Raw genomic sequence first — 25388 nt, 5'->3', positions numbered from 1 at the left:
CCGATACCCGTCGGCATGGCGCGGCAGCCGTCAGCGATGAGCACGTATCCGCGCCTCCCGTTCCGGCAGTCTGGTCCGCGCCCCGCGCTTATCCGTGGCGGAGTCGTGGGCCGGTTGATGCGCGGCATGACCGCGTTCGGCATCCTGTTGGCGCTCGGGTTCGCATTGTGCGAAAACTCGGTGCCGATCCGGGCTGCCGCCGCACCGAATAGCGTTGTCGTGATCCCCGTGAACGGTGCGATCGATCCGGCCAGCGCCGACTTCATCGTGCGCGGCCTGAAACACGCCGCCGACGACCACGCGCAACTCGCCGTGCTGCAACTCGATACGCCCGGCGGGCTAGATACGTCGATGCGGCAGATCATCAAGGCGATTCTCGGCTCGCCGGTGCCGGTCGCCACCTTCATCGCCCCAAGTGGCGCGCGCGCGGCGAGCGCCGGCACGTATATCATCTACGCCAGCCATATTGCGGCGATGGCGCCAGGCACCAATCTCGGTGCGGCGACGCCGATTCAGATGGGCATCGGCGGTGCTGAGCCACCTGCGGGCGGCGGCGGTATGCCAGGCCTGCCCGGCGGCGGAGCCGGCGCCGGCGCTGGTGCACAAAAGAACGGCCCTGGCGCGCCGGCTTCGGCCGATTCAGCGAGCTCGGCGAACCCGGCGAACTCAGCCAGCGCCGCCAGCAGCGCCCTTCCGCTCGACACCCAATCCACCGAAATGCGTAAGCAGGTCCACGACGCGGCCGCCTACATCCGCGGTCTCGCACAAATGCGCGGACGCAATGCCGACTGGGCCGAACGCGCAGTGCGCGAAGCCGTCAGCCTGTCGGCCAGTGAAGCACTCGCGCAGCATGTGGTCGATCTGAATGCGCGCGACATCCCGGACCTGCTGCGTCAGGTGGACGGCCGCACGATCAGCACGGCCCACGGCGACGTCAAGCTCAGCACCGCCAATGTGCCGGTGATCACGCTCGAAGCCGACTGGCGCAACCAATTCCTCGCGGTCATCACCGATCCGAACGTTGCGCTGGTTCTGCTGATGATCGGCATGTACGGCCTCTTTTTCGAATTCGCCAATCCGGGGTTCGTGCTACCGGGCGTGGTCGGCGCCATCAGTCTGCTGATGGGGCTCTTCGCGATGCAAATGCTGCCGGTCAATTACGTCGGGCTCGGCCTGATCTTTCTCGGCACCGCATTCCTGATCGGCGAGGCGTTTCTGCCGACCTTCGGCTCGCTCGGTTTCGGCGGTGTGGTCGCTTTCGTGATTGGCTCGCTGATGCTGATCGATACCGACGTGCCTGGCTATGGCATTCCGCTGCCCCTGATCGCGGCCGTGGTCGTGTTCAGCGTCGTGTTTGTGTTCGGCGTGTCGAGGCTCGCCTTGCGGGCACGGCGCCGGCCCGTGGTGACGGGCTCGGAAGGGCTGATCGGCAGTCTCGGCGTCGTGCTCGACGGCGGCCTGCTGCCGGACGGTGGCCTGCTGCAGGGGGACGCAACGGCAGATGCAGCAGCAGGCGGCACGCTGGCCGGCTGGGCTCAGGTATGCGGTGAACGCTGGCGGGTGTCCAGCACGGCCCCGGTCGCGGCCGGTCACGCGGTGCGCGTCACGGCGCGGCGCGGACTGACGCTGACCGTGGTGCCTGCGGAAGCACTACAACAAGGAGAACGCTCATGATCGGTTTCACATTCGGCTTCAGCAGCATTCTGATTCTGCTGGCGGCCGCACTGATTGCTTCATCGATACGGATTTTTCGCGAGTACGAACGCGGCGTGGTGTTCATGCTCGGCCGCTTCTGGAAGGTCAAGGGGCCTGGGTTGGTCCTGATCATCCCGATCGTGCAGCAGGTGGTGCGCATGGATCTGCGCACCGTTGTGTTCGACGTGCCGCCGCAAGACGTGATTACGCGCGACAACGTGTCGGTGAAGGTCAACGCGGTGGTGTATTTCCGCATTGTCGATCCGGAAAAGGCGGTGATACAGGTGGCGCGTTATTTCGAGGCGACCAGCCAGTTATCGCAAACCACGCTGCGCTCGGTGCTTGGCAAGCACGAACTCGATGACCTGCTGGCAGCTCGCGAGCAACTGAACGCCGATATCCAGAAGGTGCTCGATTCACAGACCGACGCGTGGGGCATCAAGGTGTCGATCGTCGAGATCAAGCATGTGGACATCAACGAAACGATGATCCGCGCCATCGCCCGTCAAGCCGAAGCCGAGCGCGAACGGCGCGCGAAGGTGATTCACGCGGAAGGTGAATTACAGGCATCGCAGCATCTGCTGGAAGCGGCGCAGACGCTGTCGAAACAGCCGCAAGCCATGCAGTTGCGTTACCTGCAAACCCTCACGACGATCGCCGCCGACAAGAATTCGACGATCGTATTTCCGCTGCCGATCGATCTGCTGAGCGCCGTGCTGGACCGCTTCAGCAAGCCATCGGCGTCCTGAACCCGGGGGGCGCACCGGTTCACTTTAGCCCGCTTTGGATCACGGGGTGAAACGGTGCATTGCCGTCAATCGACTAACTCGAAATGCATGCGAAAACTAACATTCAAGGGTCGTTTTTAACCGCTCCCTAGGAGCTAGCCATGAAAATCGTTTCTCTCGTTGGATTCGGCGCGCTGTTGGCCGCCGTTAGTATGAGCACCGCGTTTGCACAGCCCGCACGGCCTTACGACCAGTCGGGGCCGGTAACGCGTGCCCAGGTCAGGGCCGATCTGGCCGAATGGCGCGCGGCGGGCTACGATCCGCTCGACTGGATCGACTATCCGGACAACGCGCAACGCGCTGGCCGCATCGTCGCCGCACGGCGGGCGCAGCAGATGGGTGGGAGCATGACGCAGTAAGCAGTCTCATCCTGGCCTTGAAGCGGCATGCCGGGCCGCCCGCGACTGCAACGGTCGCAGGCGAAGCCGGCCTTGCATGCCGACCATTCCCTCCTCGCTCCACAGACAACCCACCTCTCCCTGCCGCAACATCGTAAATTCGCTTGCCGCTCCGCCCCGCGCGCTGGCAAGGTATCATCTCGCCCCTTCGGCAAACCCCGCAGTCACGCAATTTGGTTCGCCACCGCCAATCGTGATTACAATCCGCCCGCAGGCCTGGCCGCGCGGGAGTATGGGTGCCGTGTCGGACGGCACAGTCGCCCGCTGATTCGCTACGCATTGCCCGTATCAACCACAAGAAACGCTTTTTGAACAACGAGAGACCCGCCTCATGGACTCCATAAAACGATACTTCGGCTTCGAAGCTGCCGGCACCAACCTGCGCACCGAAGTGCTCGCCGGGCTGACCACCTTCCTGACGATGGCCTACATCATCTTCGTCAATCCGGCGATTCTCGGCGACGCCGGCATGCCGAAGGACGCGGTGTTCGTCGCGACCTGCATCGTGGCCGCGCTGGCCTCGCTGATCATGGGTCTCTACGCCAACTACCCAATCGCGCTCGCGCCCGGCATGGGCCTGAATGCGTACTTCGCGTACACCGTCGTGAAAGGCATGGGTTTCACGTGGCAAGCCGCGCTCGGCGCGGTGTTCATCTCCGGCTGCCTGTTCATGATCGTCACGCTGATTCGCGTACGCGAGGTGATCGTCAACGGCATTCCGCATTCGATACGTATCGCCATCACCGGCGGTATCGGCCTGTTTCTGGCGATCATTTCACTGAAGTCGGCCGGTGTGGTGGTCGGCAATCCGGCCACGCTCGTCACGCTCGGCGATCTGCACAACTCGCACGTGGTTCTCGCGGTGGTCGGCTTCTTCGCAATCGTCACACTCGACTATCTGCAGGTACGCGGCGCGATCCTGATCGGTATTGTCGGCGTGACGGTGCTGAGCTTTTTCTTCGGCGGCAATCAGTTCCACGGCATCGTCTCCGCACCGCCGTCGATTGCACCGACGCTGTTCCAGCTCGACATTCGCGGCGCGCTCTCCGGTGGCGTGCTGAACGTGATCCTCGTGTTCTTCCTCGTCGAACTGTTCGATGCGACCGGCACCCTGATGGGCGTGGCCAATCGCGCCGGGCTGCTGGTCGAAGGCAAGATGTTCCGGCTGAACCGCGCGCTGCTCGCCGACAGCACGGCGATTCTGGCCGGCTCGATGCTGGGCACCTCGTCGACCACGGCGTATATCGAGAGCGCGTCGGGCGTGCAGGCCGGCGGCCGCACGGGCGTGACGGCGATCACCGTCGCCCTGCTGTTCCTCGCGGCGCTGTTTTTCGCGCCGCTGGCGGGCGTGGTGCCCGGCTACGCGACTGCGCCGGCCCTGCTGTACGTGTCGTGCCTGATGCTGCGCGAAATGCTCGACCTGCCGTGGGACGACGCCACCGAAGTCGTGCCGGCCGCGCTAACCGCACTGCTAATGCCGTTCACCTACTCGATCGCCAACGGCGTCGCCTTCGGTAAAAAAAAAAAAACGCGCAAAGTGAAACTGGTGGTGTGGATCATCGCGGCGATTTTCCTGTTCCGGTATTTCTACCTCGGCAGCGAATAAACGCGGCGGCACAAGACGCGAAGGGGCGGAACAAGACGTGACGCGGCATGGCGTGGCGGCGCGGCATGCCGCGCCGCACAACGCGTCGCAGCCTGATTGAAAGCATGGCGGCATCGTAGCGGTGTTTGGCCAGGGTTCGGTCTGGATCAACAATCGTTTTGTAGAAGGCGCCCGTTCTGGTCGGGCACCCTTTATCATCCGATGATTGATAAAAACCAACGAACTGGTCACAGGAGTTCCTTGCATGTCGCCCTACAGCCGCGCCTCGGACCGTTATACGACGCCCGCCATCTTCTTCCACTGGGCGATCTTTCTGCTGATCGCGCTCGCCTATCTGGCAATCGAAATACGCGGGCCGAAAGGGTCTGACAGCCGGGCTTTCTGGAGCAGCGTGCATTTCTGTGCCGGCACCCTCGTGCTAGGACTGGCGGTCCTGCGCCTGCTATGGCGGCTGTGGGCCGGTGCGCCCGCGGAAATCGAAGGCAACTGGCTGCTCGCCTTTCTGGCGCGCGCCGCCCATCTCGCCCTGTACGTCTTTATCTTCGCGCAGCCGCTGCTCGGCATCCTGATGATCAATACCGGTGGGCATCCGGTCACGCTGGCGTGGATCAACTTGAATTACACGCTGGTCGGCGCGGATCCGATTGCACGGCCATTGCTCAAGACAGCCCATGAGTGGCTTGGCAATGCGTTTTACTGGGTGATTGGATTGCACGCGCTTGCGGCGATTGCGCATCACGTGGTGTTCAAGAATCGGACGCTGCGGCGGATGGTTTGATCAGCTTCCAGTCCTGGGCGCATGCAGCGTTGGCGCTTGCGCTCGCAGCGCCTGGAGCAACCCGCCGCGCGGGTTAAAACCTGGGCGGCGCGAATGGCCGCAGCCAGTTGACGTCCCGTTGAAGTACCGACGCCGCGCTTGGGTTTGCGTCTCGTCTTGCTCTTGCGCGGCTTGTTCTACCTGTTTGCTCTGTCTGCTCGCCAGGTCTATTTTCAGGCTGATTTTCGGGCCGGAACCCAGCAGACTACGGATTCGCTCAGTTGCGCCAGTTCGCTTCATAGAAGCGCACGTAGCCGCTCCTTAGCACCAGACATTGCGCCCGCGTTTCCGATAGCAGACGCCTCGTGGCCGCCTCGATCCGGGCCCGGTGCGCGTCGAATGCGTCGACCATGTCTTCCAGGCGCGGCGATGCGGCGCCGAAGTGATCTTCCAGCGCCTCTGCGGTGATCATGCACTCCACCCTTTGCCCATCAACCATCGCCGGGAACGCCAAGGTAAGTTCGCGACCTGAATATTCAGGAGTTTCGTTCGGGAATAGGATCTGCATGGGAGTTCACCTAAAGGTTGGTGCGGCGCTGGGTCGATTGGTACTGCGCACGCTGGTTAAGTCTGGTCGCACTCGCAGCGCTTTTCCCCCTTGTCGGATGCTGGTAGCGCGGGTCCGTCACCCCACGGCTGCGACAGCGTTGTACTTCGCGCCCGGCGGAGGTGATTTGATTCACTGTAGACGAGTTCGGGCGCTGCGCAAGTTTTCCTTTCGGTTTGCTTGATTTTGGTGCCCGACAGGGTCTTTTTGGGGCGTGACGCCTGGTCAGCGTGACCTGCTTTTCCCTGCTGCGCGGCTTTCGCCTGGGTCCTGTTTCGTCCTGTAATATCGGTGTTCGGCCGCGGACGCGTATGTTGCGCTGCGGAACGCAACGGCGGGCAACGCACCCGCCGGGTCCGATAACCGGAGACATGCCTTGACCCATCGATCTGTTGCGCAGCCCACCCTCGGTCGGCCAGATGTCATCGCGCAAGCGCATGCCCGCTCGCTCGAAGTCGGCCTGCGTGCGTCGGAAACGCCGGACTTTCAGCCGCTGCGCCGCCTCGCGCTGCGTGAACTCGTCGATCGCAACCAGTCGCTGTACACCCACGCGCTCCCTGTCATGGAGACGCTGCACGCGCAGATCGTCGACACGCAAAGCATGGTGCTGCTCACCGACAATCACGGCGTGATTCTCCACAGTCTCGGTGACAGCGACTTCGTCGAAAAAGCCAATCGCGTCGCGTTGTGTCCGGGCGTGTCATGGGCCGAAGCGGATCGCGGCACGAACGCGATCGGCACCGCCCTGATCGACGGGCAACCGACGGTCGTCCACGCCGGCGAGCACTTCCTGCACGCGAACCGGATCCTCACCTGTTCGTGCGCGCCCATCGCGGATCCCTTCGGGCGCACCATCGGCGCGCTCGATGTCAGCGGCGACACGCGCGGTTTTCACAAGCACACGCTCGCGCTCGTGCGGATGTCGGCGCAGATGATCGAAAATCATCTGTTCTCCAATCAATTCGTCGACGCCATTCGCGTCCACTTTCACGCGCGCGCGGAATTCATCGGCACGCTGTACGAAGGGCTCGCCGCGTTTGCGCCGGACGGCACGTTTTTGTCCGCGAATCGCAGCGCGCTATTTCAATTTGGGCAGCCGCTCGCCGACCTGCAAAGGCAAACTTTCGATGCGCTGTTCGGTATTGCATTCGCCCGACTGCTGCAACAGATCGCCCGCGCACCTGGTGAAAATATCGTGCTGACGCTGCCGAGCGGCGTGCGGGTGGTCGCACGCGGCGAATTTGCGGTGCCGCGTTATGTTGCGTCGGCGGAAGGCTTTCCTGACACGGCGCGTACGGTCACGTCCAGCGGCACGCGTGCTGCGGGCCGGCCCTGCGAAGCGCCGCCACTCGCCACACTCGAAACGCTCGATACCGGCGACGCGACGGTCTCCGCGATCCTGCGGCGCGTCGCCAAGCTGCGTGGACGCGATATTCCCATTCTCGTACTCGGCAAAACCGGCACGGGCAAGGAGTGGCTCGCCCGTGCGATCCATCACGATTCGCCGCGGCGGGCGGCACCCTTCATCGCCTTGAATTGCGCATCGTTGCCCGATACGCTGATCGAGGCAGAGTTGTTCGGCTATGAAGACGGCGCGTTCACCGGTGCCAAGAAACGCGGCAGCGTCGGCAAGATCGTGCAGGCCGACGGCGGTACGCTCTTTCTCGATGAAATCGGCGATATGCCGCTGGCCCAGCAAGTGCGGTTGATGCGTGTGCTGCAAGAGCGCACCGTCGTGCCGCTCGGTGGCACGCGGGCGATTCCGGTCGATCTGCGCGTCGTCTGCGCGACCCACCGCAATCTGCGCGCGATGATCGAAGCCGGCACCTTCCGTGAAGACCTGTATTACCGGATCAACGGCCTCGTCGTCACCTTGCCGGCGCTGCGCGAGCGTAGCGATCTGGCAGCGCTCGTCGAGCGCATGCTGGCATTGCAGCAGGATGGCGAGCGCTTGCCGCGTCGCGTGTCCGATGAAGTGCTGGAACGGTTCGCGCAATGCCGCTGGCCGGGCAATCTGCGGCAATTGGCCAATGTGCTGCGCACCGCAAGCATCATGGCCGAAGGCGCGGCGCAGATCGAACTCGAGGATTTGCCGGAGGATTTTCTGCAGGATTGTGGGCATGCGCCGGCCCACGAAAGCACCCAACCGCCCTTGGTCCGTTCAGGCAACGGCGCGGGTAATAACGGCCAGGAAAAACCGGCCGCGCCCATGCAGGCATCGCCCGCGCGGATGGAGGATTGGCAGGCCACGTTGATCGCGCAGACGCTCGCTCGACTCGACGGTAATGTGTCGGCGGCGGCTCGCGAGTTGGGGCTTGCGCGCAATACGGTGTATCGGTATTTGCGGCGTGGGAACACGACGCATTGACATCGCGGAGATGCCTGCGAGTTCGGTGGCGTGCTGTAAGCGCTCTCTTCAGCGTGTAAAGTGTGGCGCAATCCGTCACCGATTCACACGATGTCCGACCCTATCCGCCCGCCTCTCGTTCGCGTCGAGCCGCTCGGCCAAAGCTTCGAATCGCCCGATTCGCTCACGATCCTCGAAGCCGCCGGCTTCGCGAATCTGCGTCTGCCGCGCTCGTGCCGCAACGGTACGTGCCGCACGTGCATGTGCAAAATGACAGCGGGACGCGTGCGCTATACGATCGAATGGCCGGGTTTGAGTCGCGAAGAAAAAGCGGAAGGCTACATTCTGCCGTGTGTGGCGATCGCGGAAACCGACGTGGTGATCGAAGTGCCGGATGCGGTTGAATTACAGCAGCACTGAGAGAAGACAGCGGCGGTGGGTCGCCGGTCCACCGCCCGTGCCAGCGCCGGATCGGTCAGTTCCCGCGAAAGCAGGAAGAAGCAGCACGCAGAAGCTGCCTCCCCTCATACCCTCCGCCGCCGACCCGCGCGGCGGACGGCATCGCATACGGCCTTACCGCCCGTTGCCCATCGCCCGGGCGATTTTCTTGTCGGTGTTGTACTGGCTCAACGCATACACCGACCAGATCGCGGCCGGAATCCAGCCAATCAGCGTGATCTGCAAGATCAGGCAGATGATCCCGGCAAACGGCCGGCCGATCGTGAAGAACTGAAACCACGGCAGAATGATGGCAAGCAAAAGACGCATTCAGATTTCCTGTTTGTATTGACCTGGCAGTACGCGTTCGTCGGGTGCGATCGCTTGAACGAGTCCGCCTAGTTGATCGGCGCGAAGCGTGGCACCTTGGTGCCGTCGATGTCGACCAGCTCGAAAAACACCGAAGCCGGACGCGTCCAGATCGTACCATTGCTGGCTTTGTAGACGATCATCGTGACCGTCGGATCGGATTCCAGCGTCGCCTCGCAAATCAACTCGTAAATGCCGCCTTTGTAGTGTCGATAACGCACCATTGAACTACTCCTGTCCCGATCAACGGAATTTTTATAAACGGGCCGACGTCCTCCGAAACAGAGGACGTGGTTTTGCTGCGACCGTTATTTTAAACCTGTGCCGGCGCGCGAAGGATCGATGATGCAGGCTTACGCGGTAAGCGATCGACAGTCGCGAGGCGCGGCCGCCTGAGCGGCAAAAAAGCGCCAGCGCTCAAAGGAACCAGCGGTATTCCCGCGCATTCACCTCGTTCATGAAATCCAGATGGTCCTGGCGTTTGTTCTCGCAGTAGACCATCACGAACTCTTCGCCCATCCCCTCGCGCACGACCGGATGAGCCTGCATGGCAGCGACGGCCGTCAGCATGTCTTTCGGAAAATCGATCCCGCTCCTGCGGTCCTCATTGAGCGGCGCGATGGGCTCGCGAGCGGCGTCCAGCCCGTGCTCCATACTGGTGAGGATGGCGGCCAGCACAAGGTAAGGGTTCGCGTCGGCGCCCGCCACGCGGTGTTCGATGCGCAGGTTGCGATCATCCGACTCGGGAATGCGAATACAGGCGTCACGGTCTTCGAAACCCCAGCTGGCACGGCTGGCAGCATTCGCTTTCCAGCCATAGCGGCGAAAAGCGTTGTGATTGGCAGCGAAGACCGGCATGCAATGCGGCAGAAGCTCGAGGCACCCGGCCACCGCGTGGCGCAAGGGCCGCTGGCCGTCCACAGCCAGCAGATTATTACCGGCCTCATCGTAGAGACTCACGTGCACATGCATGCCGCTGCCCGGCGCATGCAGATACGGCTTGCTCATGAAGCTGGCGCGGTAGCCGTGTTTCATCGCCACACCGCGCGTGCTCCGGCAGAACAATGCGGCCCAGTCCGCGGCGCGCAGACCGTCGTCGTTGTGGCCAAAGTTGATCTCGAACTGACCCGGTCCCAGTTCAGCCGTGATCACGGTGGCATCCACACCCTGCTCGCGCGTGGCGTCGACCATCTCACCCAGCACGCCGGAGAAGCGCGACAGTCGCTCGATATGCATGTTTGGCTGGTCGTCCCTGTCGTCACAGAACGGATCGCGCGGGAACTGCGGCAAACCGTCCGCGAGCCTGGCGTCGAACAGGTAGAACTCCAGTTCGAAAGCCACGACCGGGCGGATGCCGCGCCGTTCGAAGCGTTTCAGTACGCGCGCCAGGACCTCGCGCGGTTCAAACTCGATGGGTGCCTCGGTGCCGTCCGAGCTGATCAACATCTGCCCCAACGGCTGATTTTCCCATCGCACAGGCTTGAGGGTGCCGGCAATCAGGCGGCGTACCGCATCCGGGTCGCCATCGTTGAAGCAATAGTCGCCGATCGGGTACAAGCCGCCCTGCGCGCCTAGCAGGATGCAATTCTGCGGCAGTTTCAGGAGACTGCCGGCCGCGACTTTCTCAAGCATGTCCACGGGATATCGCTTGCCGTAGAAGTGCCCGGGGATATCCAGGCAAATGAGGTCGACGTAACGCACCTCGGGATAGGCGGCGCGGAAGGCCCTCACTTCGCTAAGCAGGTCGGCGCTGGGGGAAGTCATAGTGTTTCCTTCTCACGCAAAAGGTGATGATTGAGATTCAATTCAAAGTTGCCATGGACCGCGGCAGGCAAGTCGGTGGCATGAGGGAGCGTGGCATTCACGACGTCCACTTATGACGTCCATGCGTGACGCCATTAATTAGCGATCCGAATTTTTATTCAGCGCAGCATGCCTGCTGCGCCCAGGTTCGGCCGGAATCCTAGGTGAACACCCAAAGTACCCGCGTCGGTTCGTCGGACAGGTTGGCGTAGCGGAACCGCGCGTGCGCCGGCACCTGGAACCCGTCGTTAGGGCCAAGGGTTACCGGCTGCGCCTCGTCGTCCAGCCAGATGGTCAATTCGCCTTCGAGGACGAAGCCACCTTGCTCATCGCTGTCGTTCAAGGGTTTATCGCCGCTGCTGGCGCCGGGGGCCAGGTGGCTTTCCAGCATCGAAAAACCGGCCGACATGTTCGGCGACACCAGCACGTCAGTCACACCCTCGGCGTAATAGAGGGTGCGGCGTTCATCCGGCCGGGTCACCCAAGGTAACGCGCGCGGCTTGCTCAGGTTATAGAAATACGTGGTGGGTACGCCCAGGGCCTCACCGATGGCGGTCAGGTCGCCCACGGTCGGACGCGAGAGGCCGCGCTCGATCTGGGAGAGGAAACCCACCGAGCGGCCGATCTTTTCCGCCAATGCACCCAACGTCACTTTCTTATGCTTGCGCAGGTCCCGAATCAGTATCGCGAGACCTTCAATTTCTTCCTGCTTGTTCATCTTCCGCCTCTTCTTTCAGACTCTGTCGCGCAGACGATACCAGGTCTTGCCCATGACCTCCAGCGGCGCCGCCAGCAACGCTCCGCCGGGAAAAGGCGGATTGTCGATGGACTGATATAGGCTCAGCAGTTCGTCGTCACCGAGGATGGCGTCGGCGACTGCCCGGGCAGCGGCGAGCGTGGGGAGTATGCCGTGCCCCGAAAAGCCTTGCAGCCAGTAGCGCTCACCTTGCCGACCAATATCCGGCGTGCGTTTCATGCTGATATCGATATGCCCGCCCCAGGCAAACTCCAGTTCCACCCCGCGCAACTGCGGGAACGCTTGTTCCAGGTAGGGCCGAGTGGCCGCCGCAATATCCTTTGGAATGCCACCCGCGTACGTGCAGCCGCCGCCGAATAGCAGGCGATTGTCAGGACTGAGACGGAAGTAGTCGGGAACGAACTGGTTGTCGATCACGCAGCTGTTGCGCGGCAGCAGCGAACGGGCCATGTCCGGCTGCAGCGGCGACGTGGCAACCTGATACGTGCCGACCGGCAGCATTCGCCTGGAAAGTTTTCGGTCGAGGCGGTCGATATACGCGTTGCAGGCGAGTACCAGCGCGTCCGCGCGCACCTCCCCCTTGTCAGTGCGCACCACGTAACCGTCAGGCGTTTCGCGGTAATCCAGCACCTGGCTCTGCTCGAAGATGCGCCCACCGGCCTGCTCGATCGCCGCCGCCAGACCTTGGGCCAGCTTCAGCGGATTCAGGTGGCCCGCCTCGGGATCGTAGAGCGCAGCATGGTAGCGCTCGCTCGCAATCCACTCAGGCATCTCCTCGCGAGGAATGAACCGCATCCGGTCGTAGCCCCACTTCTCTACGGCCTCCTGCTGAGCCCGCTGCAGCAGAGCAACGCGGCGCGGCAGCACCGCCGTCCACAGACTGCCGGCGCGGTAGTCAGCATCAAAGCCGTGCCGCTGCGGCAGTTCACGTATCTCACCGGCGGCCCAGCGCATGCTGTCCCATAGCCGGCGGGCACGTTCCAGCCCCAGCGCGGCCTCCAGCGGGGGCATGTCACAGGACCAGCCGAGCAGTGCCTGGCCGCCATTGCGCCCGGACGCCGCCCACGCCACCCGGCTGGCCTCGAGCAAGGTGACACGCTTGCCTGCGAGAGCAAGGCGCAGCGCCGTGTGCAAGCCGCTGAAACCTGCGCCGACGATTAATACCTCGGTATCCAGACGCTCTTCCAGAGTCGGGCGCAGTGGAATCGGGCCTGGATAGGTGCGCGCGTAGTAGCTAGCGACGTGCTCGGCGGACTGATGAAACATCGACGCTGCTCCGTGAAAAATTCAACAATTAATTTCATGAAAATATAGCATCTATTTTTCACGAAAGCAAGCAAGAGTCAAAAGCGCCTTCGCATCGAGCGATACTAAGGAGCCGTGAAGCCTGCTGGACCGTGTCGATTTCAGATATCCCGGTTCGTCGTGTTTGTAAGAGCTGCCGATCGATCCCGATTAAACTTCGGGGCCGCGTGGCTCCAACAACTTATTCATGGAGAAATGACAATGCGCGTCATGGTGATGGTGAAGGCGACGAGTGATTCAGAGGCCGGCAAGATGCCCAGCACGGAACTGCTTGCGGCAATGGGCAAGTTCAACGAAGAACTCGTCAACGCAGGCGTGATGCTCGCGGGCGAAGGCTTGCATCCGAGTGCCAAAGGCAAACGGATGCGCTTCTCAGGCAGCCAGCGGACCGTGATCGATGGACCGTTCGCGGAGACCAAGGAACTCGTCGCGGGGTTCTGGTTGTGGCAGGTCAAGTCAATGGAAGAAGCCGTCGAATGGGTCAGGCGCTGCCCCAATCCCATGGAAGGCGAGTCCGAAATCGAAATTCGCCCGCTATTCGAAGCCGATGATTTCGGCGCGGAACTGACACCCGAGCTGCGGGCGCAGGAAGAGCGCCTGCGCGCTCAGACCGAAGGCGGGGCGAACAAACCGCGCTGATGCGGGGGACGCGGGGGCGCATACACTACACCGCACATGGCGGTCGCTCCCGAGTCGTCCACTTTGGCGCTCGCCATCAGGGGCACAAGCAACTGCCGCGTAATCCAGCCACCCATCGCCCTGCAAAACAACGTCACGCCCTCGTGACACCAGTGAGGACAACGATGACTCTCGCGATCGCAACCGCCATCTCAGACGCAGATGCACCCAACTTTCTCGTCAAAGTCGATGCAGGCACACACAGCCTGCTCGGCGATGAAGGGCCGCGCGATGGGGGTCAGGATAGCGGCCCGGCCCCCTTCGAATTCGTGCTCTCGGGTCTCGCAGCATGCACCGCTGCCACGCTCAGGATGTACATGCAAAGGAAAGCATGGCCGGGCGGCCGTATTAAAGTCGACACGGAACTGCACGTCGAGCGCGACGGCGGTCAATTCATTCGGCGTACCGTATCCGTCGAAGGGCCCCTCGACGATAGCAAGCGGACCCGCTTTGCCGAAATCTGCGAGAAAACGCCGGTCACCCTGTTCATCAAACGGGGAACACGGATCGAAACGACCATGCAGTGGTGAGACGGCCCGCGATATTTCCATAGTTTTTGAAAATGATTCAAAAGACACCCCAATTATCAAATGACGCTCCACCTCGCACAATGCGTCACGTCCCCAAGGAAGTGCGGCGCTCAGCATCAAGTCGATGCCTGTGACCAGCGACCTCAGATGGCGCACGCAACGCTAATGCAGGTTCACCCCGCAACAAGGAGCAGAAAATGGTTGTTTATCGCGGCTCGACCGCCCTGATTACCGGCGCCTCAAAGGGACTCGGCAAGGTCTTTGCGGAAACACTGGCTGCACGCGGCATGAACCTGGTGTTGGTCGCCCGCTCGGGCGACACATTGCAGGCCCTGGCGGAAGGACTTTCCGCGCGATACAGCGTGCAAACCGTTGCGCTCAATGCCGACTTGAGCCATCCTGACGCCGCTCTCCAGATCGGCGAGGAACTCGAGCGCCGCGGCATTCAGGTAGATCTGCTAATTAACAATGCGGGGCTGGGTCTGACTGGCAGCTTCCTCTCGCACGACCCGACGAAAGAACAGTCGCAAATTCAGGTCAACGTTCAGGCACTCGTCGCTCTCAGTCATCGGTTTGGCAGCGGTATGGCGAAACGTGGCAGGGGCGGCATCATCAACCTCGCTTCCAACGCGAGCTTTCAGCCCCTCCCGCATATGGCCACTTACGCGGCGACCAAGGCTTTCGTCCTGTTCTTCAGCGAGGCGCTGCAATTTGAACTCGTCGGCACGGGCGTTCATGTGATGGCCGCTTGTCCGGGCCCCACGGCAACGAGCTTCTTCGACGGTGTATCAACCAATGTGTCGCCGAAAGACATGGACAGCTCGGAGTCGGTTGTTCAGGAAACCCTCAAGGCCTTCGACAAAAGAAAAGCGGTCGCCTATCCTGGGCGGACCAGCGTGCGAGCCGCGACCTGGTTGTCACGGTTGCTTCCCCGGGGGCTCGTGGTTCGCGTCGCCGCCATGGCGAGCGGCAAAATGGGACTGCATAGCTGAACGCAGCTACTCTTCCCGCGGCGCGGTCTCAATCTCCCGGGCGCATCGGCTCCGTGGTGGATCCAGCGGCGGGCAGCGCTATCCCACCGCGATCCGGGAGCCGTCAGCCGCCCTCTTTCATCTGCTTCAGAATCTTATAGACAGTGGCGCGCCCCATCGTCAGCACGGCGGCCACATAATTCGCGGAACTGCGGCCGCGAAACGCGCCTTGCGCGTGCAGCGCCTCGACGATTTCCCGCTTGTGTTCGCGCGTGAGCGCATTGATGCCGATTTGCCGCTCGCGCAGCCAGGTGTGCAGGAAGGTGTTGATGCGGTCCTGCCAGTCGTCGCGGAACAGTTCCTCCGCGGGTGCGTCCGTCAGATTGCCGCCTTTGATGAACAGATCGAGCGTGGAGCGCACATCTTCGAACACCGCAATGTTGAAGTTGACGCACAGCATGCCGGCCGGCTTGCCGTCGTCGTCGAACAGGATGTTGCTCACGCAGCGCATGCGACGGCCGTCCCAATTCAGCTTCTCGTACGGCCCGATCGTCCGGCCGCGGGCCGCATAGTGGACTTCGTCGAGCACCGAGGGGCCGCCGACTTCGAGCTTCGACAGGTTGTTCACGAGATACGCGATGGTCTGATCGCGCAGGTCGTGAATCACGACTTCGGCACACGGATAGAACAGCGCGGCGATGCCGTCTGCAATGGGTGCGTAGCGGTCCAGCAGCAGGTCTTTCACGGGAGAGACGGTTGTCTTGCGCATTGAGAAGTCGCAGTGTTCGAGGGAAGCGGCGCCGCTTTCGCCCAAATGAGCCAATCGGGGCACCGCGGTTATGGCCGGCAGGCGAGGCAGGCACAGCAATGCCGGGCAGCCAGGCGCGGCAACTCGCCATTGTAACGACCCCAATCGGCGGCCGCGACCGCGACGGCATGGCGACAGCGCCGCGGCTATTTTATTGCGGGGCCGCATCGCGCTTAGAGCGTTGATGAGCGCCCGACGGCATGCTGCTCACACGTCCCGGTTGTTGCATCCGCACCGAGCGATTTTTTTCCGCTTGGCGAGCGCTTTTTTTTCGTGCGATAAAAGAACCAACCCATTCACGGAGCAACAGATGGCCACGCTCGAAGCGTTTCGCGCCGTGCTCGATGACGACGGCACGCCGGAAATCATCCGCAATCACATCATCGATTCGTTGCAATACACCCTGCGCAATCACGGACAGATTTTTACGTCGAGGGAAGTCGAATGGCTGGCCGGCTGGGATGATGCGCGCATCCCGCTCGCGGCTTCACGCGAGCTGCAGAAGCGCGTCGCCGAAACCACCCGCTGAAGCTCGCCCGCCTTCGCCGTCACGGCGCCAGCTCATATGCGGCGTGCCGGTCATACCTGGCACGCCGTCCGTAGCAGCCATTTCTTGCCTAAAGCCCCGCCGACTGGGCGGTTTGGCCGCGCTCGGAACTTTTTGCTATCCAATTAGCCCCATTTAGTGCATCATATTGGAATAGCTGTATTCCGCATCCACACTAGCGGCAATACAAGCGGCAGTACCAAACAGGTTCAATCGGCGTCTCCGCACCACCCCCGACTGTTCGACCGCTGCCCGTCGGCGATCCCGTCATTCCGGCAATGCGCCGCCTGCATTCGCCGTCGCGAGTTGTGCAGCTGAGTGGTTCATTTACGCGCCCGATGTCTGCGCGACATCAGCGTGTTTCTTCTCCATCGAATCCGCGATTTTGCGCGGCCGCGCTCATGCCCTTGCCATCGGGCCTGTGCCAATCTTTTTCCATGGCGGCGCGCCCCAAGGTGCTGCGCCGCCGGGCCTGTTGTGCCGCGCGTAACACGCGTGACACAGGGGCCACGTAATACAGGACACGTGCTTCATGAATTCAGTTGTCAAGACGTACAAGGGTTACGAAATTCATCCGCTCGTCTATCCGCGCCGTCCGGCGGGTGCTACTACGGGCCGCAATCCGGACGCAGGCTACGACGCGTCGGTGCGCATCTGCCGCGTGGGCGCCAATCCGGCGGCCGACGGGCGTGTGTTCCGTCTGCAGTATCTGTTTCCGTTTGACGGCACGGGCAAGGCGCGCATTGCGTGCATGGCCCACGCCGAGCAATTGATCGACGGCCGCGTAGACGGCCAGTCCGTCGCCGATCTTTGAGCGGTACTATCAGCGAATCAGCTGTTGCCGCAACGCAGATGGCCTGAAAGCCAACTGTTAACCGTATCAGATGTTGCGCCGGGCTTAGCTGCGTGGCCAACACCCACTTATCCCATCGACCAGGAGTTATGCATGGCGAAAGAAGAACTGCTTGAACTTGACGGCATCGTCGACGAAGTACTTCCGGATAGTCGTTACCGCGTGACGCTCGACAACGGCGTCGTGGTTGGCGCTTACGCGTCCGGACGCATGCGCAAGAACCACATCCGTATTCTCGCGGGCGACCGCGTCACGCTGGAACTGTCGGTTTACGATCTGACCAAAGGCCGGATCAATTTCCGTCACAAAGACGAGCGCGCCACCGGTGGCGGCGGCGCACGCAACACGCAATTCCGTCGCCGTTAAGGCTGGCGGCACGCTGACCGCTCATTGAGTTGCCTCATGATCGGTCCGGGCGTGGTCGATTGTTGCTGTTCAGTTTGTTCGCGAAGCCTTTCGCGCGCCTTCTCCGGCTTGACTCGTTGACTCGAGCCTGAGCGGCGCGCTGCGGCGTCGCTGAGTTGCCCCTCCTTTTCTACACGCCGAACACCGCACCGAGATCCTCTCCTGCGGCGCTCTTGCGCACCTGCTCGACCACCCGCTCCTCCAACGCCGACAGATGCTCGCGCATCGTATCCAGTGCCGCACGCAGGTCTCCCGCGTCGAGCGCTTCGATAATCTGCCTATGCTCGTCCGCGGAACAGGTCGAACCCTTCGACGGGTCGAACAACGGCTTGTACAACTCGGTCTTCGCGACGAGTTGCCCAACGAGGCCGAGCAATTCCGTCCCGCCCGCCAGTTCCGTCAACAACACATGAAACTGGCCCGCGAGCCGCACGGATTCCTCGATAGCGCCGGCGCGTGACGCCTTCTCTTCGCTGCGCACATGGGCGCGCAGGCGGCGCTGGTGAGCCGCACTCAAACTCCCGCACAAAGCCGCGACGATGCCCGCCTCGACAATCTGCCGGGCGCGATACACCTGACGAATGTCTTCTTCCGATGGCGACGGCACAAATGCGCCGCGATTCGCCTCGAGCACCAGCTTGCCCTCAAAACCCAGCCGCGCCAGCACCTTGCGCAACGCGCCGCGCGTGCAACCGAACGCCGCGGCGAGGTCGCGCTCGACCAGTTGCGCGCCCGGCCGCAGACGGCCTTGCAACAACGCTGCAGTGATCGACGCGTAAACGCGCTCCTCGACGCTGATCGAGTCATCGCCGATCGCGGTGTGAAGCGGCGTTTCTGCGTCGGCAGACGAGGGATTTCGGGAACGTGGAGCCATGAGTTCAGTGACGGAAACGGAGCGATATCGCCCCGCATTCTAGCGGCGGCGGACGGCAAGCGGCGGACGGCAAGCGCCACGCGGGTAGCGTGTTATCTATACCGGACATCAGCTAAATGGTTAACCATTCTAGGTTATTATGGTTGACCAAAACGAACCGGGAACGGATTTTTCACTTCGTTCGACGTTCTTTCACAACCATGCCGCCACGATCGCGCAGCTTTTTTCGCGCTTACGGCGGCGCTCACCCCTCACCTTCAGGTCCATCGTGAATTCGCACTCCAGCGCCACTCCGGTCCGTACTGACGCCAACGATGCATCCCACGCGCTGACGTGGCGGGACGCCTTATGGCTGGGCGTGATCGTGGTGATCGGCATCAATCTGCGTCCCTTGCTGACGTCGATCAGTCCATTGATGACGACGATCCGCGCGGCAACCGGGTTGAGCTTTTATGGCGCCTCGTTGCTGACCAGCCTGCCGGTCGTCGCGATGGGCATCGGCGCGTTCGGTGCCGGCGCGCTAACCCGTTCAATCGGAGAAACACGCGGCGTCGCGCTCGGTTTGCTGGCGATCGCGCTGGCTTGCGGTGCGCGCTGGATGGCGGCAAGTGGTGGGACCTTGCTGTTGACGGCGGCGCTCGCGGGCGTCGGCGTCGCGGCAATTCAGGCGCTGCTGCCGGCTGTCATGAAGCAGCGTTTTCATGCGCGCGTGCCGCTCGCGATGGGGGTTTTCTCGGCTGCGATCATGGGCGGTGGCGGCTTGGGGGCGCGCTTGAGTCCTTGGGTGAGCGCAACGATGGGGTCGTGGCATGCAGGGCTCGCGGTATGGGCTATACCCGCACTCGGGGCGTTGTTGTGCTGGCTGGATTTGAACCGCGGACCTTTGCATGGCCCCGCGGCGCAGCGCGCTCCCGCAGATGCGGTGACTTTTCCGCTGTGGCGCAAGCGGCGCGCCTGGACGCTCGGCTTGTACTTCGGGATCGTCAACGGCGGATATACGACGCTCGTCGCCTGGTTACCGGCGTTCTACCAGCAGCGCGGGGTGAGTGTCGCGGATAGCGGTTCGCTGCTTGCCAGCATGACGGTGTTTCAGGCTGCATCAGCTTTGCTGTTGCCGCTTGCTGCGGCACCGTTTCGGGATCGGCGGCCGTGGCTGGTGCTAGGTTTGTCCGCCCAGTTTGCCGGGTTGCTCGGATTGGTTTTGTGGCCCGACGCAGCGCCGTTGGTCTGGGTCGGCGTTGCCGGCGCCGGACTTGGCGGGACGTTTTCGTTGACGCTCGTCACAGCCATGGATCATTCGGCGGATCATCGCGTCGCGGGAAGGCTCGTCGCATTCACTCAGGGTGTCGGGTTCATTCTGGCGGCCGTTGCCCCCGTTTTGGCCGGGATTGCCCGGGGTTGGAGCGGCGGCTTTGGGGCTGCCTGGATCACCCTCGCTGCTAGCGTTGTTGCCATGATTGCAGTAAGTTTTTTGTTTTCGCCCCGGAGTTATGGGGAATGGAATTGATTCGATAGCGCTGCGCGAGTGCGCGTCGAGCCTCATCGCGAGGTCCCGCACACACCGGCGCTGCATCGCCAGCACAGATAGCGAATCACCCATCAATCAGCCAACGGTGCGACGCTTGCCACCGTTGCGCGAAATTTTCAATTTCCCTCGTCTCACATCCTCACTCGCCCCCGGTCGGCTGGCTGAGTTGCCCCTTTAGCCTGCACGAGCAGGCATCGATAGTCTTACGCACTGAGTAAGTTGTCCGACGAATAAATAGAAACGCCTGATTGTTTATATCAATCAGGCTATTTATTATCTCATTCAAGCTAAATTATCTTCCCGTCCAGGCTATTGATTTCGCGCGGTACCGGAACGCAACGAGCAGGCTGACGGCGGCAGAAAGTAACGTATCACGCAAACGACAGCGACAGCGACAGCGACAGCGACAGCGACAGCGACAGCGACAGCGACAGCGACAGCGACAGTCATTAGTTAGGAATCTTAATCTACGCGTTGTATAGCCTGCGCCAGAGAAGCAAAGACTGGCGTGCGGCTTACGGTCCCGGCTTATGCCGACAGCACGACTACTGCACAAAAACAGAGGCAATCCTTTTTATATGTCGTACAAGGGATAAAAACATGCAAAAACAGAGACGTATGAGCAAGCGGTACGGTTCTCCCATAACCTTTGCGGAAATCGGCGCTCTGTGGTCGAAAGCAAATGCACGTCGTGTGTTTGCAAGCGCTGCCTGTCTTTCGCTTTCGCTGGCACTCGCAGCATGTGGCGGAGACAGCGGCGTCGATACAACTTCCGAAACAACACCGACTCTGGAAAGGGCGGCGGCACTAGCGGCGGCGTCCAGCACCGTTCCCCTGCAATCGTCGTTGAAGATGAATGTGAGCGGCCTGTCTTCGGACGCATCCAATGACCGCTTCATCGTCAAGTACAAGACCGGCACCGCTGAACGCGGATCAACCTCTGCAGTCCAGTCAAGACTGGACCGCCTAACGAACGCCTTCCCCGCGAAAGCGCGCCATGTGCGCCGCATGGGCATTGGGGCTGATGTGGTTACAACGGAACACAAGCTGAACGCGAGAGATGCCAAAGCGTTCATGCGCGCCATTGCATCGGACCCTGACGTCGAGTATGTGGAGCCCGATACACCTATGTCCGTAACAATGGCGCCAAACGACCCGGAATATGGCATGCAGTGGGGCTTAACCTCGAACCAGAAACCCGGCGTCACCACGGCGGGAATACGGGCAGAGGGCGCCTGGGACATGGCTAACGGCGCCGGGACCGTGATCGCGATGATAGACAATGGCGTGACCCATCATAGCGACCTGAATGCCAATATCCTGCCTGGGTACGATTTCACCGCGAACAACCGGGGCGGCGACGGCACGAATCCGGGTATCACGACGGAGACATGCCCGGTCGTCTGGCACGGCACCCACGTCGCGGGCATCATGGCCGCGCAGACCAACAACGGCGTTGGTATAGCCGGGATTGCGCCCGCCGCAAAGGTCGTCCCGGTCCGGGTCATGAATGCCTGCGGAAGAGGTTTTACATCCGACGTCGCAGACGGCGTGACGTGGGCCGCTGGCGGGAGCGTGTCGGGTGTCCCCAACAACGCCTACCCGGCGAAGGTCATTAATGTGAGCCTCGGCGGTGGGGGTTCCTGCGGCATGACGTTTCAGAACGCCATTGACTACGCTGTCAGTCGGGGCGCCGTTGTCGTTGCAGCAGTTGGCAACGATGGCAACAGCGCAACGAATTTTACGCCGGCAAATTGCCGGAACGTTATCAGTGTCGGCGGCAGCAACCGCCCCGGTTTGAAGTGGGTTCTTTCGAACTACGGACAGACTGTCGATATTGCCGCGCCTGGCGACTCAATCTGGTCCACCTATAACAACGGAACCGCCGCGCCGGGCACCGAAGGCTACACATACATGGACGGCACGTCGATGGCGGCACCGATGGTGAGCGGCGTGATCGCACTCGCTCAGTCGGTGGCGCCGACGCCACTGACCTCTCCGGAAATGAGAGCCCTGCTGACACAGAATGTGCAACCGTTTCCCAACGGCAAACCGGATCAACCGATCGGCTCAGGCATTCTGGATGCGAACGCAACGGTCATTGCCGCCAGGTCTGGAAAGATTCCAGCGGCAGCCGATTTTACGTGCTCAGAAGCGACGACGATCATGCAAGTGACATGCAAGGACCTGTCCACTGCCCGCGGTGCGCCGATCAAGTCATGGGCCTGGAATTTCGGCACGGGTGGTCCTGATATGGTGCGCACGCAATCGGTCGCTCCCTATGCGAACTATGACTATCCGGGCACTTATGAAATCACATTCACGGTGACGGATAGCACCGGGGCCGTTAGCAAGCTGACGCGCCCATTTCAGGTCATTCCTCCAACCCTTACGGACCTAAGCGCCGGCATTCCGTTGACGATCTCGGCGAAAAACGGCGATATGCAGAATTACGATCTGGTTGTTCCTCCGGGCGTAAAGAGCCTGACGTTCACCCTGTCGCCAGGGACGACCAGCCAAACCGCAACACTGTATGTCAGAGCCGGTACGCCATCCACGCTCCATCCTGACTGTGAGTCCGTTATGGTCAGAGGTGGGGCCGCCACCTGCACGATCACCAACCCAGTAGCCGGAACTTACTACGGCATATTGAGCGCCAGTACAAAACTGAGCGGCGTTTCTCTCCTGGCCACCTATACGCAATAAATCGGCTACGCCGGAATTGCGCCCCTGCGTCGCGGCTGCGGATCGCAGGGGGCCTACTTCCCCCCACGGGCAAGCAATGAATCACGATGACGCAGACGTGAACACTTTCGTCGCGCGTGCAGATGCGCATTTTTCCGCGCGACGGATGACCGAGGCGATGAACGGTTACCGCCAGGTGCTCGCCGTGCGCCCGCGCGACGCACACGCGCTGCACCGTATGGGACTCGCCTGTGTTCATATGGATGAAATGGATCGCGCGCGGGGATACCTGGAACAGGCATTGCAGGCCGCCCCTGAGCGGGCTGAATTGTGGGAGCATGCGGGCCTGCTTGCAGCGCTGAAGGGCAACCATGCATCGGCTGAAGCAGCCTATCGTCGAGCGATCAGCCTGGCGGGCAGTAGCGCCAGTCTTCACCGGAACCTTGCCGGCTGCCTGCGGCTGTCTGGCCGTCTCAATGAGGCAATGGCCCACTATGAAAAGTCCATTGAGATCGATTCGGGCGTGCACCACGCCGTTCGTGCGCTGGCCCGGATCTGCACGGAGCTCGGGAAGATCGATGACGCTGCGGACTACTGGTTGCGCGCGTGGATGCTCGACCCGGCAAGCCCGCAAGACGGACTCGACCTGATCGCAGCGCTGGTCAAAGCCGGCCACAAGCGTGAGCTCGATGAAGCGATCGAGCAGGTCAGAACCCGCTTTGCGGACAATGCCGATACGCTTAATTCACTAGGCTACGTGTTGAACACCCACGACCGCTTCAGCGAAGCGCTTAGCGTGGCCCGGCAGGGACTCGTCGTCGATCCGCAACACCCGCTTCTGCATCACAACGCGGCAAGAGCACTCAGCATCACCGGCAACGTTGCCGAAAGTCGGCCACACAGTATTGAAGCAGCCCGGCTTCTGCCGGACAACCCGTACCTGCAATTTCATCTTGCCGGTGTGCAGCTTGCCCTTGGTGAGCTCGAAGAAGGCTGGAAGAGGTACAGATGGTTTTACGCGCTCCCCAGCACGGAAAATGAACAGATTCGCCCAGGTTTCCCCGAGTGGCATGGCGAACCCGTCGCAGGATGCCGGTTCCTGCTCATCGGCGAACAGGGGCGCGGCGATGAAATCCAGTTCCTTAGATTCGCCGAATGGTTGAATCGTCAAGGTGCTGCAGTAGATGTACTGGTCAGTCAGCCGATCGCGGAACTGGCCGCGAGCATGACAGATGTGCAAACCGTATTCACTACCCTACCTCCCGGCCCATATGACTACTGGTGTCACATGCTAAGGATGCCGGAACATACAAAACTCGATTTACCCATGCTTCCGATTGCCATGCCCTACCTCGCGGCAACGCCGGAAAAACTAGGTCATTGGAAGACTTATATCGAAGCGATTCCACAAGCCAACAAGCAGGCGCAAAACAAACGCGTCGGCGTAGTGTGGGCCGGCAACCCTCACCATGTTCTCGACCGTTACCGGTCTATCCAACTGGCCGCGCTGAAGCCACTTTTCGGACTTGGCGGCATAACGTGGTACTCGGTCCAGAAAGGCGTCCACGAGCATGAAAGCGAAGACCTGGCACACGAATACGACCTGCATACACTGGGCCCCGCGATCAACGACTTTACAGACACGCTAGCGATACTGCAGACGCTCGACCTGCTTGTTACCGTCGACACGTCGGTCGCTCATCTGGCCGGCGCGGCGGGACTGCCTGTATGGGTGATCGTGCCCGCCTATCCTGAGTGGCGATGGCTGACCGGCAGAACCGATAGCCCGTGGTATCCGTCGATGCGCCTGTTCCGTCAGCGGGAATTAGGCGAGTGGGGCCCGATTCTCGACGAGGTGTGCAACGCGCTCATTGAATGGCGCGACGCGCCGCTTCGGTGCATGCCGCTCGCATGCCCCGCGCCGGTGCAGACACCGTTGCCTGAACTGCTCACAGACCCGTGACTGCACTGGTCTTATCGCAGCGCTCGCCGCCTGGCACGCCTGTTGCTCTATCTGTATCCTGTCGTCTCAGCCACACTCCATGCTACGCGTCCTCCTCGTCACCGATACCGATAAGCCCATTGGCGATCTGCGCAATGCGCTCGCACGGCTCGGCTACGAGATGCTCGCGGGCACCGCGACGCCACAAGCGCTGCATCGCGTAGTCGAAAACGAACGGCCAGATGTCATCATCATCGATACGGAATCGCCATCGCGCGACACGCTCGAACAACTCGCGGTCATGAACGCCACCGCGCCACGTCCGGTGCTGATGTTCAGTCACGATGCGAACCAGCAACTGATTCGCGACGCAGTCGGTGCAGGGGTCACGGCCTACCTCGTCGAGGGTCTCGCCTCGGAACGGCTCGCGCCGATTCTCGAAGTCGCACTCGCACGGTTCGCACAGGAGTCGCAGTTGCGCGAACGCCTCGCACAAGCCGAAAACGAACTCGCCGAACGCAAGCTGATCGATCGTGCCAAACGCCTGCTGATGGATCAACAGAAGATCACCGAACACGCCGCGTACGCCAACCTGCGCAAGCGCGCCATGAACCAGGGCGTCAAACTCGCTGAAGTCGCGCGTGCCGTCATCGCGTCGGCAGATTCGCTCAAATGAAGCGCCGCTCATGAACTCTCC

At 61.7% G+C, this 25388-nt stretch carries 25 protein-coding genes; 17 read left to right on the top strand and 8 right to left on the bottom strand.

What is annotated here, in order from left to right; all coding sequences use genetic code 11:
- Positions 1-36: 36 nt before the first annotated feature.
- From GNZ12_RS42905 to GNZ12_RS42885, 5 genes are all read left to right on the top strand, one after another.
- On the top strand, positions 37-1674 hold the full coding sequence (locus GNZ12_RS42905) for an NfeD family protein (RefSeq protein WP_172318936.1): 1638 nt from the start codon (positions 37-39) through the stop codon (positions 1672-1674).
- On the top strand, positions 1671-2444 hold the full coding sequence (locus GNZ12_RS42900; RefSeq protein WP_172318934.1) for a slipin family protein: 774 nt from the start codon (positions 1671-1673) through the stop codon (positions 2442-2444). Before GNZ12_RS42905 ends, GNZ12_RS42900 begins: the two co-directional genes overlap by 4 nt.
- Before the next feature lie 140 nt (positions 2445-2584).
- Positions 2585-2842: a DUF4148 domain-containing protein gene (locus tag GNZ12_RS42895; RefSeq protein ID WP_172318932.1), complete on the top strand. Its 258-nt coding sequence runs from the start codon at positions 2585-2587 to the stop codon at positions 2840-2842.
- Between the two features lie 370 nt (positions 2843-3212).
- The gene (locus tag GNZ12_RS42890; RefSeq protein WP_172318930.1) at positions 3213-4487 is read left to right on the top strand and encodes an NCS2 family permease; all 1275 of its coding nucleotides are present in this window, start codon (positions 3213-3215) and stop codon (positions 4485-4487) included.
- Between the two features lie 244 nt (positions 4488-4731).
- Complete coding sequence (locus GNZ12_RS42885; RefSeq protein ID WP_172318928.1) at positions 4732-5265, top strand: cytochrome b; 534 nt, start codon at positions 4732-4734, stop codon at positions 5263-5265.
- A 256-nt stretch (positions 5266-5521) separates the two neighbouring features.
- Here the strand turns inward: GNZ12_RS42885 and GNZ12_RS42880 are convergent, their stop codons facing one another.
- Entirely contained in the window at positions 5522-5812 is a 291-nt protein-coding gene (locus GNZ12_RS42880; protein WP_074287282.1) for a DUF1488 family protein, read from the bottom strand.
- Between the two features lie 415 nt (positions 5813-6227).
- Between GNZ12_RS42880 and GNZ12_RS42875 the strand changes: the two genes are divergently transcribed.
- Positions 6228-8219, top strand: a complete 1992-nt coding sequence (locus GNZ12_RS42875) for a sigma-54-dependent Fis family transcriptional regulator (protein WP_172318927.1) — start codon at positions 6228-6230, stop codon at positions 8217-8219.
- 90 nt (positions 8220-8309) lie between these two features.
- On the top strand, positions 8310-8618 hold the full coding sequence (locus GNZ12_RS42870; RefSeq protein WP_172318925.1) for a 2Fe-2S iron-sulfur cluster-binding protein: 309 nt from the start codon (positions 8310-8312) through the stop codon (positions 8616-8618).
- A 153-nt stretch (positions 8619-8771) separates the two neighbouring features.
- Here the strand turns inward: GNZ12_RS42870 and GNZ12_RS42865 are convergent, their stop codons facing one another.
- The 5 genes from GNZ12_RS42865 to GNZ12_RS42845 all read right to left on the bottom strand — a co-directional run bounded on the left by GNZ12_RS42865 (position 8772) and on the right by GNZ12_RS42845 (position 12831).
- Entirely contained in the window at positions 8772-8966 is a 195-nt protein-coding gene (locus GNZ12_RS42865) for a YqaE/Pmp3 family membrane protein (protein ID WP_028194701.1), read from the bottom strand.
- Between the two features lie 68 nt (positions 8967-9034).
- Positions 9035-9229 (bottom strand): DUF1653 domain-containing protein, encoded by a 195-nt coding sequence (locus tag GNZ12_RS42860; protein ID WP_172318923.1) that lies wholly within the window; start codon positions 9227-9229, stop codon positions 9035-9037.
- Positions 9230-9422: 193 nt separating this feature from the next.
- Positions 9423-10769 carry a glutamine synthetase family protein gene (locus GNZ12_RS42855; protein WP_172318921.1) on the bottom strand — a complete coding sequence of 449 codons (1347 nt, stop codon included), beginning with the start codon at positions 10767-10769 and terminating at the stop codon, positions 9423-9425.
- 199 nt (positions 10770-10968) lie between these two features.
- Complete coding sequence (locus GNZ12_RS42850) at positions 10969-11526, bottom strand: helix-turn-helix domain-containing protein (RefSeq protein WP_172318919.1); 558 nt, start codon at positions 11524-11526, stop codon at positions 10969-10971.
- A 15-nt stretch (positions 11527-11541) separates the two neighbouring features.
- Entirely contained in the window at positions 11542-12831 is a 1290-nt protein-coding gene (locus GNZ12_RS42845) for an NAD(P)/FAD-dependent oxidoreductase (RefSeq protein ID WP_172318917.1), read from the bottom strand.
- A gap of 240 nt (positions 12832-13071) precedes the next feature.
- On the opposite strand from GNZ12_RS42845, the gene GNZ12_RS42840 reads away from it, so the two are divergent.
- The 3 genes from GNZ12_RS42840 to GNZ12_RS42830 all read left to right on the top strand — a co-directional run bounded on the left by GNZ12_RS42840 (position 13072) and on the right by GNZ12_RS42830 (position 15070).
- Positions 13072-13509 (top strand): YciI family protein, encoded by a 438-nt coding sequence (locus GNZ12_RS42840; protein ID WP_172318954.1) that lies wholly within the window; start codon positions 13072-13074, stop codon positions 13507-13509.
- Positions 13510-13673: 164 nt separating this feature from the next.
- Positions 13674-14078 carry an OsmC family protein gene (locus GNZ12_RS42835; RefSeq protein ID WP_172318916.1) on the top strand — a complete coding sequence of 135 codons (405 nt, stop codon included), beginning with the start codon at positions 13674-13676 and terminating at the stop codon, positions 14076-14078.
- Positions 14079-14275: 197 nt separating this feature from the next.
- Complete coding sequence (locus tag GNZ12_RS42830; protein WP_216673587.1) at positions 14276-15070, top strand: SDR family NAD(P)-dependent oxidoreductase; 795 nt, start codon at positions 14276-14278, stop codon at positions 15068-15070.
- Between the two features lie 103 nt (positions 15071-15173).
- Here GNZ12_RS42830 and GNZ12_RS42825 read toward each other — a convergent pair whose 3' ends face one another.
- Positions 15174-15818: a helix-turn-helix transcriptional regulator gene (locus GNZ12_RS42825; RefSeq protein WP_169484638.1), complete on the bottom strand. Its 645-nt coding sequence runs from the start codon at positions 15816-15818 to the stop codon at positions 15174-15176.
- 349 nt (positions 15819-16167) lie between these two features.
- On the opposite strand from GNZ12_RS42825, the gene GNZ12_RS42820 reads away from it, so the two are divergent.
- The 3 genes from GNZ12_RS42820 (at position 16168) to infA (ending at position 17623) form a co-directional block, all read left to right on the top strand.
- The gene (locus GNZ12_RS42820; protein ID WP_172318915.1) at positions 16168-16386 is read left to right on the top strand and encodes a hypothetical protein; all 219 of its coding nucleotides are present in this window, start codon (positions 16168-16170) and stop codon (positions 16384-16386) included.
- A gap of 550 nt (positions 16387-16936) precedes the next feature.
- Positions 16937-17218, top strand: a complete 282-nt coding sequence (locus GNZ12_RS42815; protein WP_172318914.1) for a hypothetical protein — start codon at positions 16937-16939, stop codon at positions 17216-17218.
- Between the two features lie 132 nt (positions 17219-17350).
- The gene (infA, locus tag GNZ12_RS42810) at positions 17351-17623 is read left to right on the top strand and encodes a translation initiation factor IF-1 (protein ID WP_012427521.1); all 273 of its coding nucleotides are present in this window, start codon (positions 17351-17353) and stop codon (positions 17621-17623) included.
- A gap of 169 nt (positions 17624-17792) precedes the next feature.
- On the opposite strand, the gene GNZ12_RS42805 is transcribed toward infA, so the two are convergent.
- Positions 17793-18536: a GntR family transcriptional regulator gene (locus GNZ12_RS42805; protein ID WP_216673586.1), complete on the bottom strand. Its 744-nt coding sequence runs from the start codon at positions 18534-18536 to the stop codon at positions 17793-17795.
- Positions 18537-18804: 268 nt separating this feature from the next.
- On the opposite strand from GNZ12_RS42805, the gene GNZ12_RS42800 reads away from it, so the two are divergent.
- The 4 genes from GNZ12_RS42800 to GNZ12_RS42785 all read left to right on the top strand — a co-directional run bounded on the left by GNZ12_RS42800 (position 18805) and on the right by GNZ12_RS42785 (position 25367).
- Complete coding sequence (locus GNZ12_RS42800; protein WP_328806194.1) at positions 18805-20043, top strand: cyanate transporter; 1239 nt, start codon at positions 18805-18807, stop codon at positions 20041-20043.
- Between the two features lie 621 nt (positions 20044-20664).
- Complete coding sequence (locus GNZ12_RS42795; RefSeq protein ID WP_172318912.1) at positions 20665-22770, top strand: S8 family serine peptidase; 2106 nt, start codon at positions 20665-20667, stop codon at positions 22768-22770.
- Between the two features lie 76 nt (positions 22771-22846).
- The gene (locus tag GNZ12_RS42790; RefSeq protein ID WP_172318911.1) at positions 22847-24712 is read left to right on the top strand and encodes a tetratricopeptide repeat protein; all 1866 of its coding nucleotides are present in this window, start codon (positions 22847-22849) and stop codon (positions 24710-24712) included.
- Positions 24713-24791: 79 nt separating this feature from the next.
- The gene (locus tag GNZ12_RS42785; RefSeq protein WP_172318910.1) at positions 24792-25367 is read left to right on the top strand and encodes an ANTAR domain-containing response regulator; all 576 of its coding nucleotides are present in this window, start codon (positions 24792-24794) and stop codon (positions 25365-25367) included.
- Positions 25368-25388 lie beyond the last annotated feature (21 nt).

This window comes from Paraburkholderia solitsugae (genome assembly GCF_013177695.1).
Lineage (GTDB): Bacteria > Pseudomonadota > Gammaproteobacteria > Burkholderiales > Burkholderiaceae > Paraburkholderia > Paraburkholderia solitsugae.
Note: the sequence above shows the minus strand (reverse complement) of the source record. Positions and strands in the feature narration are given on the sequence as shown.

Bases quoted from the DNA above. Each gene is read 5' to 3' on its own strand.
- GNZ12_RS42905 (WP_172318936.1), top strand. From the start codon at position 37: ATGAGCACGTATCCGCGCCTCCCGTTCCGGCAGTCTGGTCCGCGCCCC.
- GNZ12_RS42900 (WP_172318934.1), top strand. From the start codon at position 1,671: ATGATCGGTTTCACATTCGGCTTCAGCAGCATTCTGATTCTGCTGGCG.
- GNZ12_RS42895 (WP_172318932.1), top strand. From the start codon at position 2,585: ATGAAAATCGTTTCTCTCGTTGGATTCGGCGCGCTGTTGGCCGCCGTT.
- GNZ12_RS42890 (WP_172318930.1), top strand. From the start codon at position 3,213: ATGGACTCCATAAAACGATACTTCGGCTTCGAAGCTGCCGGCACCAAC.
- GNZ12_RS42885 (WP_172318928.1), top strand. From the start codon at position 4,732: ATGTCGCCCTACAGCCGCGCCTCGGACCGTTATACGACGCCCGCCATC.
- GNZ12_RS42880 (WP_074287282.1), bottom strand. From the start codon at position 5,812: ATGCAGATCCTATTCCCGAACGAAACTCCTGAATATTCAGGTCGCGAA.
- GNZ12_RS42870 (WP_172318925.1), top strand. From the start codon at position 8,310: ATGTCCGACCCTATCCGCCCGCCTCTCGTTCGCGTCGAGCCGCTCGGC.
- GNZ12_RS42865 (WP_028194701.1), bottom strand. From the start codon at position 8,966: ATGCGTCTTTTGCTTGCCATCATTCTGCCGTGGTTTCAGTTCTTCACG.
- GNZ12_RS42860 (WP_172318923.1), bottom strand. From the start codon at position 9,229: ATGGTGCGTTATCGACACTACAAAGGCGGCATTTACGAGTTGATTTGC.
- GNZ12_RS42855 (WP_172318921.1), bottom strand. From the start codon at position 10,769: ATGACTTCCCCCAGCGCCGACCTGCTTAGCGAAGTGAGGGCCTTCCGC.
- GNZ12_RS42850 (WP_172318919.1), bottom strand. From the start codon at position 11,526: ATGAACAAGCAGGAAGAAATTGAAGGTCTCGCGATACTGATTCGGGAC.
- GNZ12_RS42845 (WP_172318917.1), bottom strand. From the start codon at position 12,831: ATGTTTCATCAGTCCGCCGAGCACGTCGCTAGCTACTACGCGCGCACC.
- GNZ12_RS42840 (WP_172318954.1), top strand. From the start codon at position 13,072: ATGCGCGTCATGGTGATGGTGAAGGCGACGAGTGATTCAGAGGCCGGC.
- GNZ12_RS42835 (WP_172318916.1), top strand. From the start codon at position 13,674: ATGACTCTCGCGATCGCAACCGCCATCTCAGACGCAGATGCACCCAAC.
- GNZ12_RS42830 (WP_216673587.1), top strand. From the start codon at position 14,276: ATGGTTGTTTATCGCGGCTCGACCGCCCTGATTACCGGCGCCTCAAAG.
- GNZ12_RS42825 (WP_169484638.1), bottom strand. From the start codon at position 15,818: ATGCGCAAGACAACCGTCTCTCCCGTGAAAGACCTGCTGCTGGACCGC.
- GNZ12_RS42820 (WP_172318915.1), top strand. From the start codon at position 16,168: ATGGCCACGCTCGAAGCGTTTCGCGCCGTGCTCGATGACGACGGCACG.
- GNZ12_RS42815 (WP_172318914.1), top strand. From the start codon at position 16,937: ATGAATTCAGTTGTCAAGACGTACAAGGGTTACGAAATTCATCCGCTC.
- infA (WP_012427521.1), top strand. From the start codon at position 17,351: ATGGCGAAAGAAGAACTGCTTGAACTTGACGGCATCGTCGACGAAGTA.
- GNZ12_RS42805 (WP_216673586.1), bottom strand. From the start codon at position 18,536: ATGGCTCCACGTTCCCGAAATCCCTCGTCTGCCGACGCAGAAACGCCG.
- GNZ12_RS42795 (WP_172318912.1), top strand. From the start codon at position 20,665: ATGCAAAAACAGAGACGTATGAGCAAGCGGTACGGTTCTCCCATAACC.
- GNZ12_RS42790 (WP_172318911.1), top strand. From the start codon at position 22,847: ATGAATCACGATGACGCAGACGTGAACACTTTCGTCGCGCGTGCAGAT.
- GNZ12_RS42785 (WP_172318910.1), top strand. From the start codon at position 24,792: ATGCTACGCGTCCTCCTCGTCACCGATACCGATAAGCCCATTGGCGAT.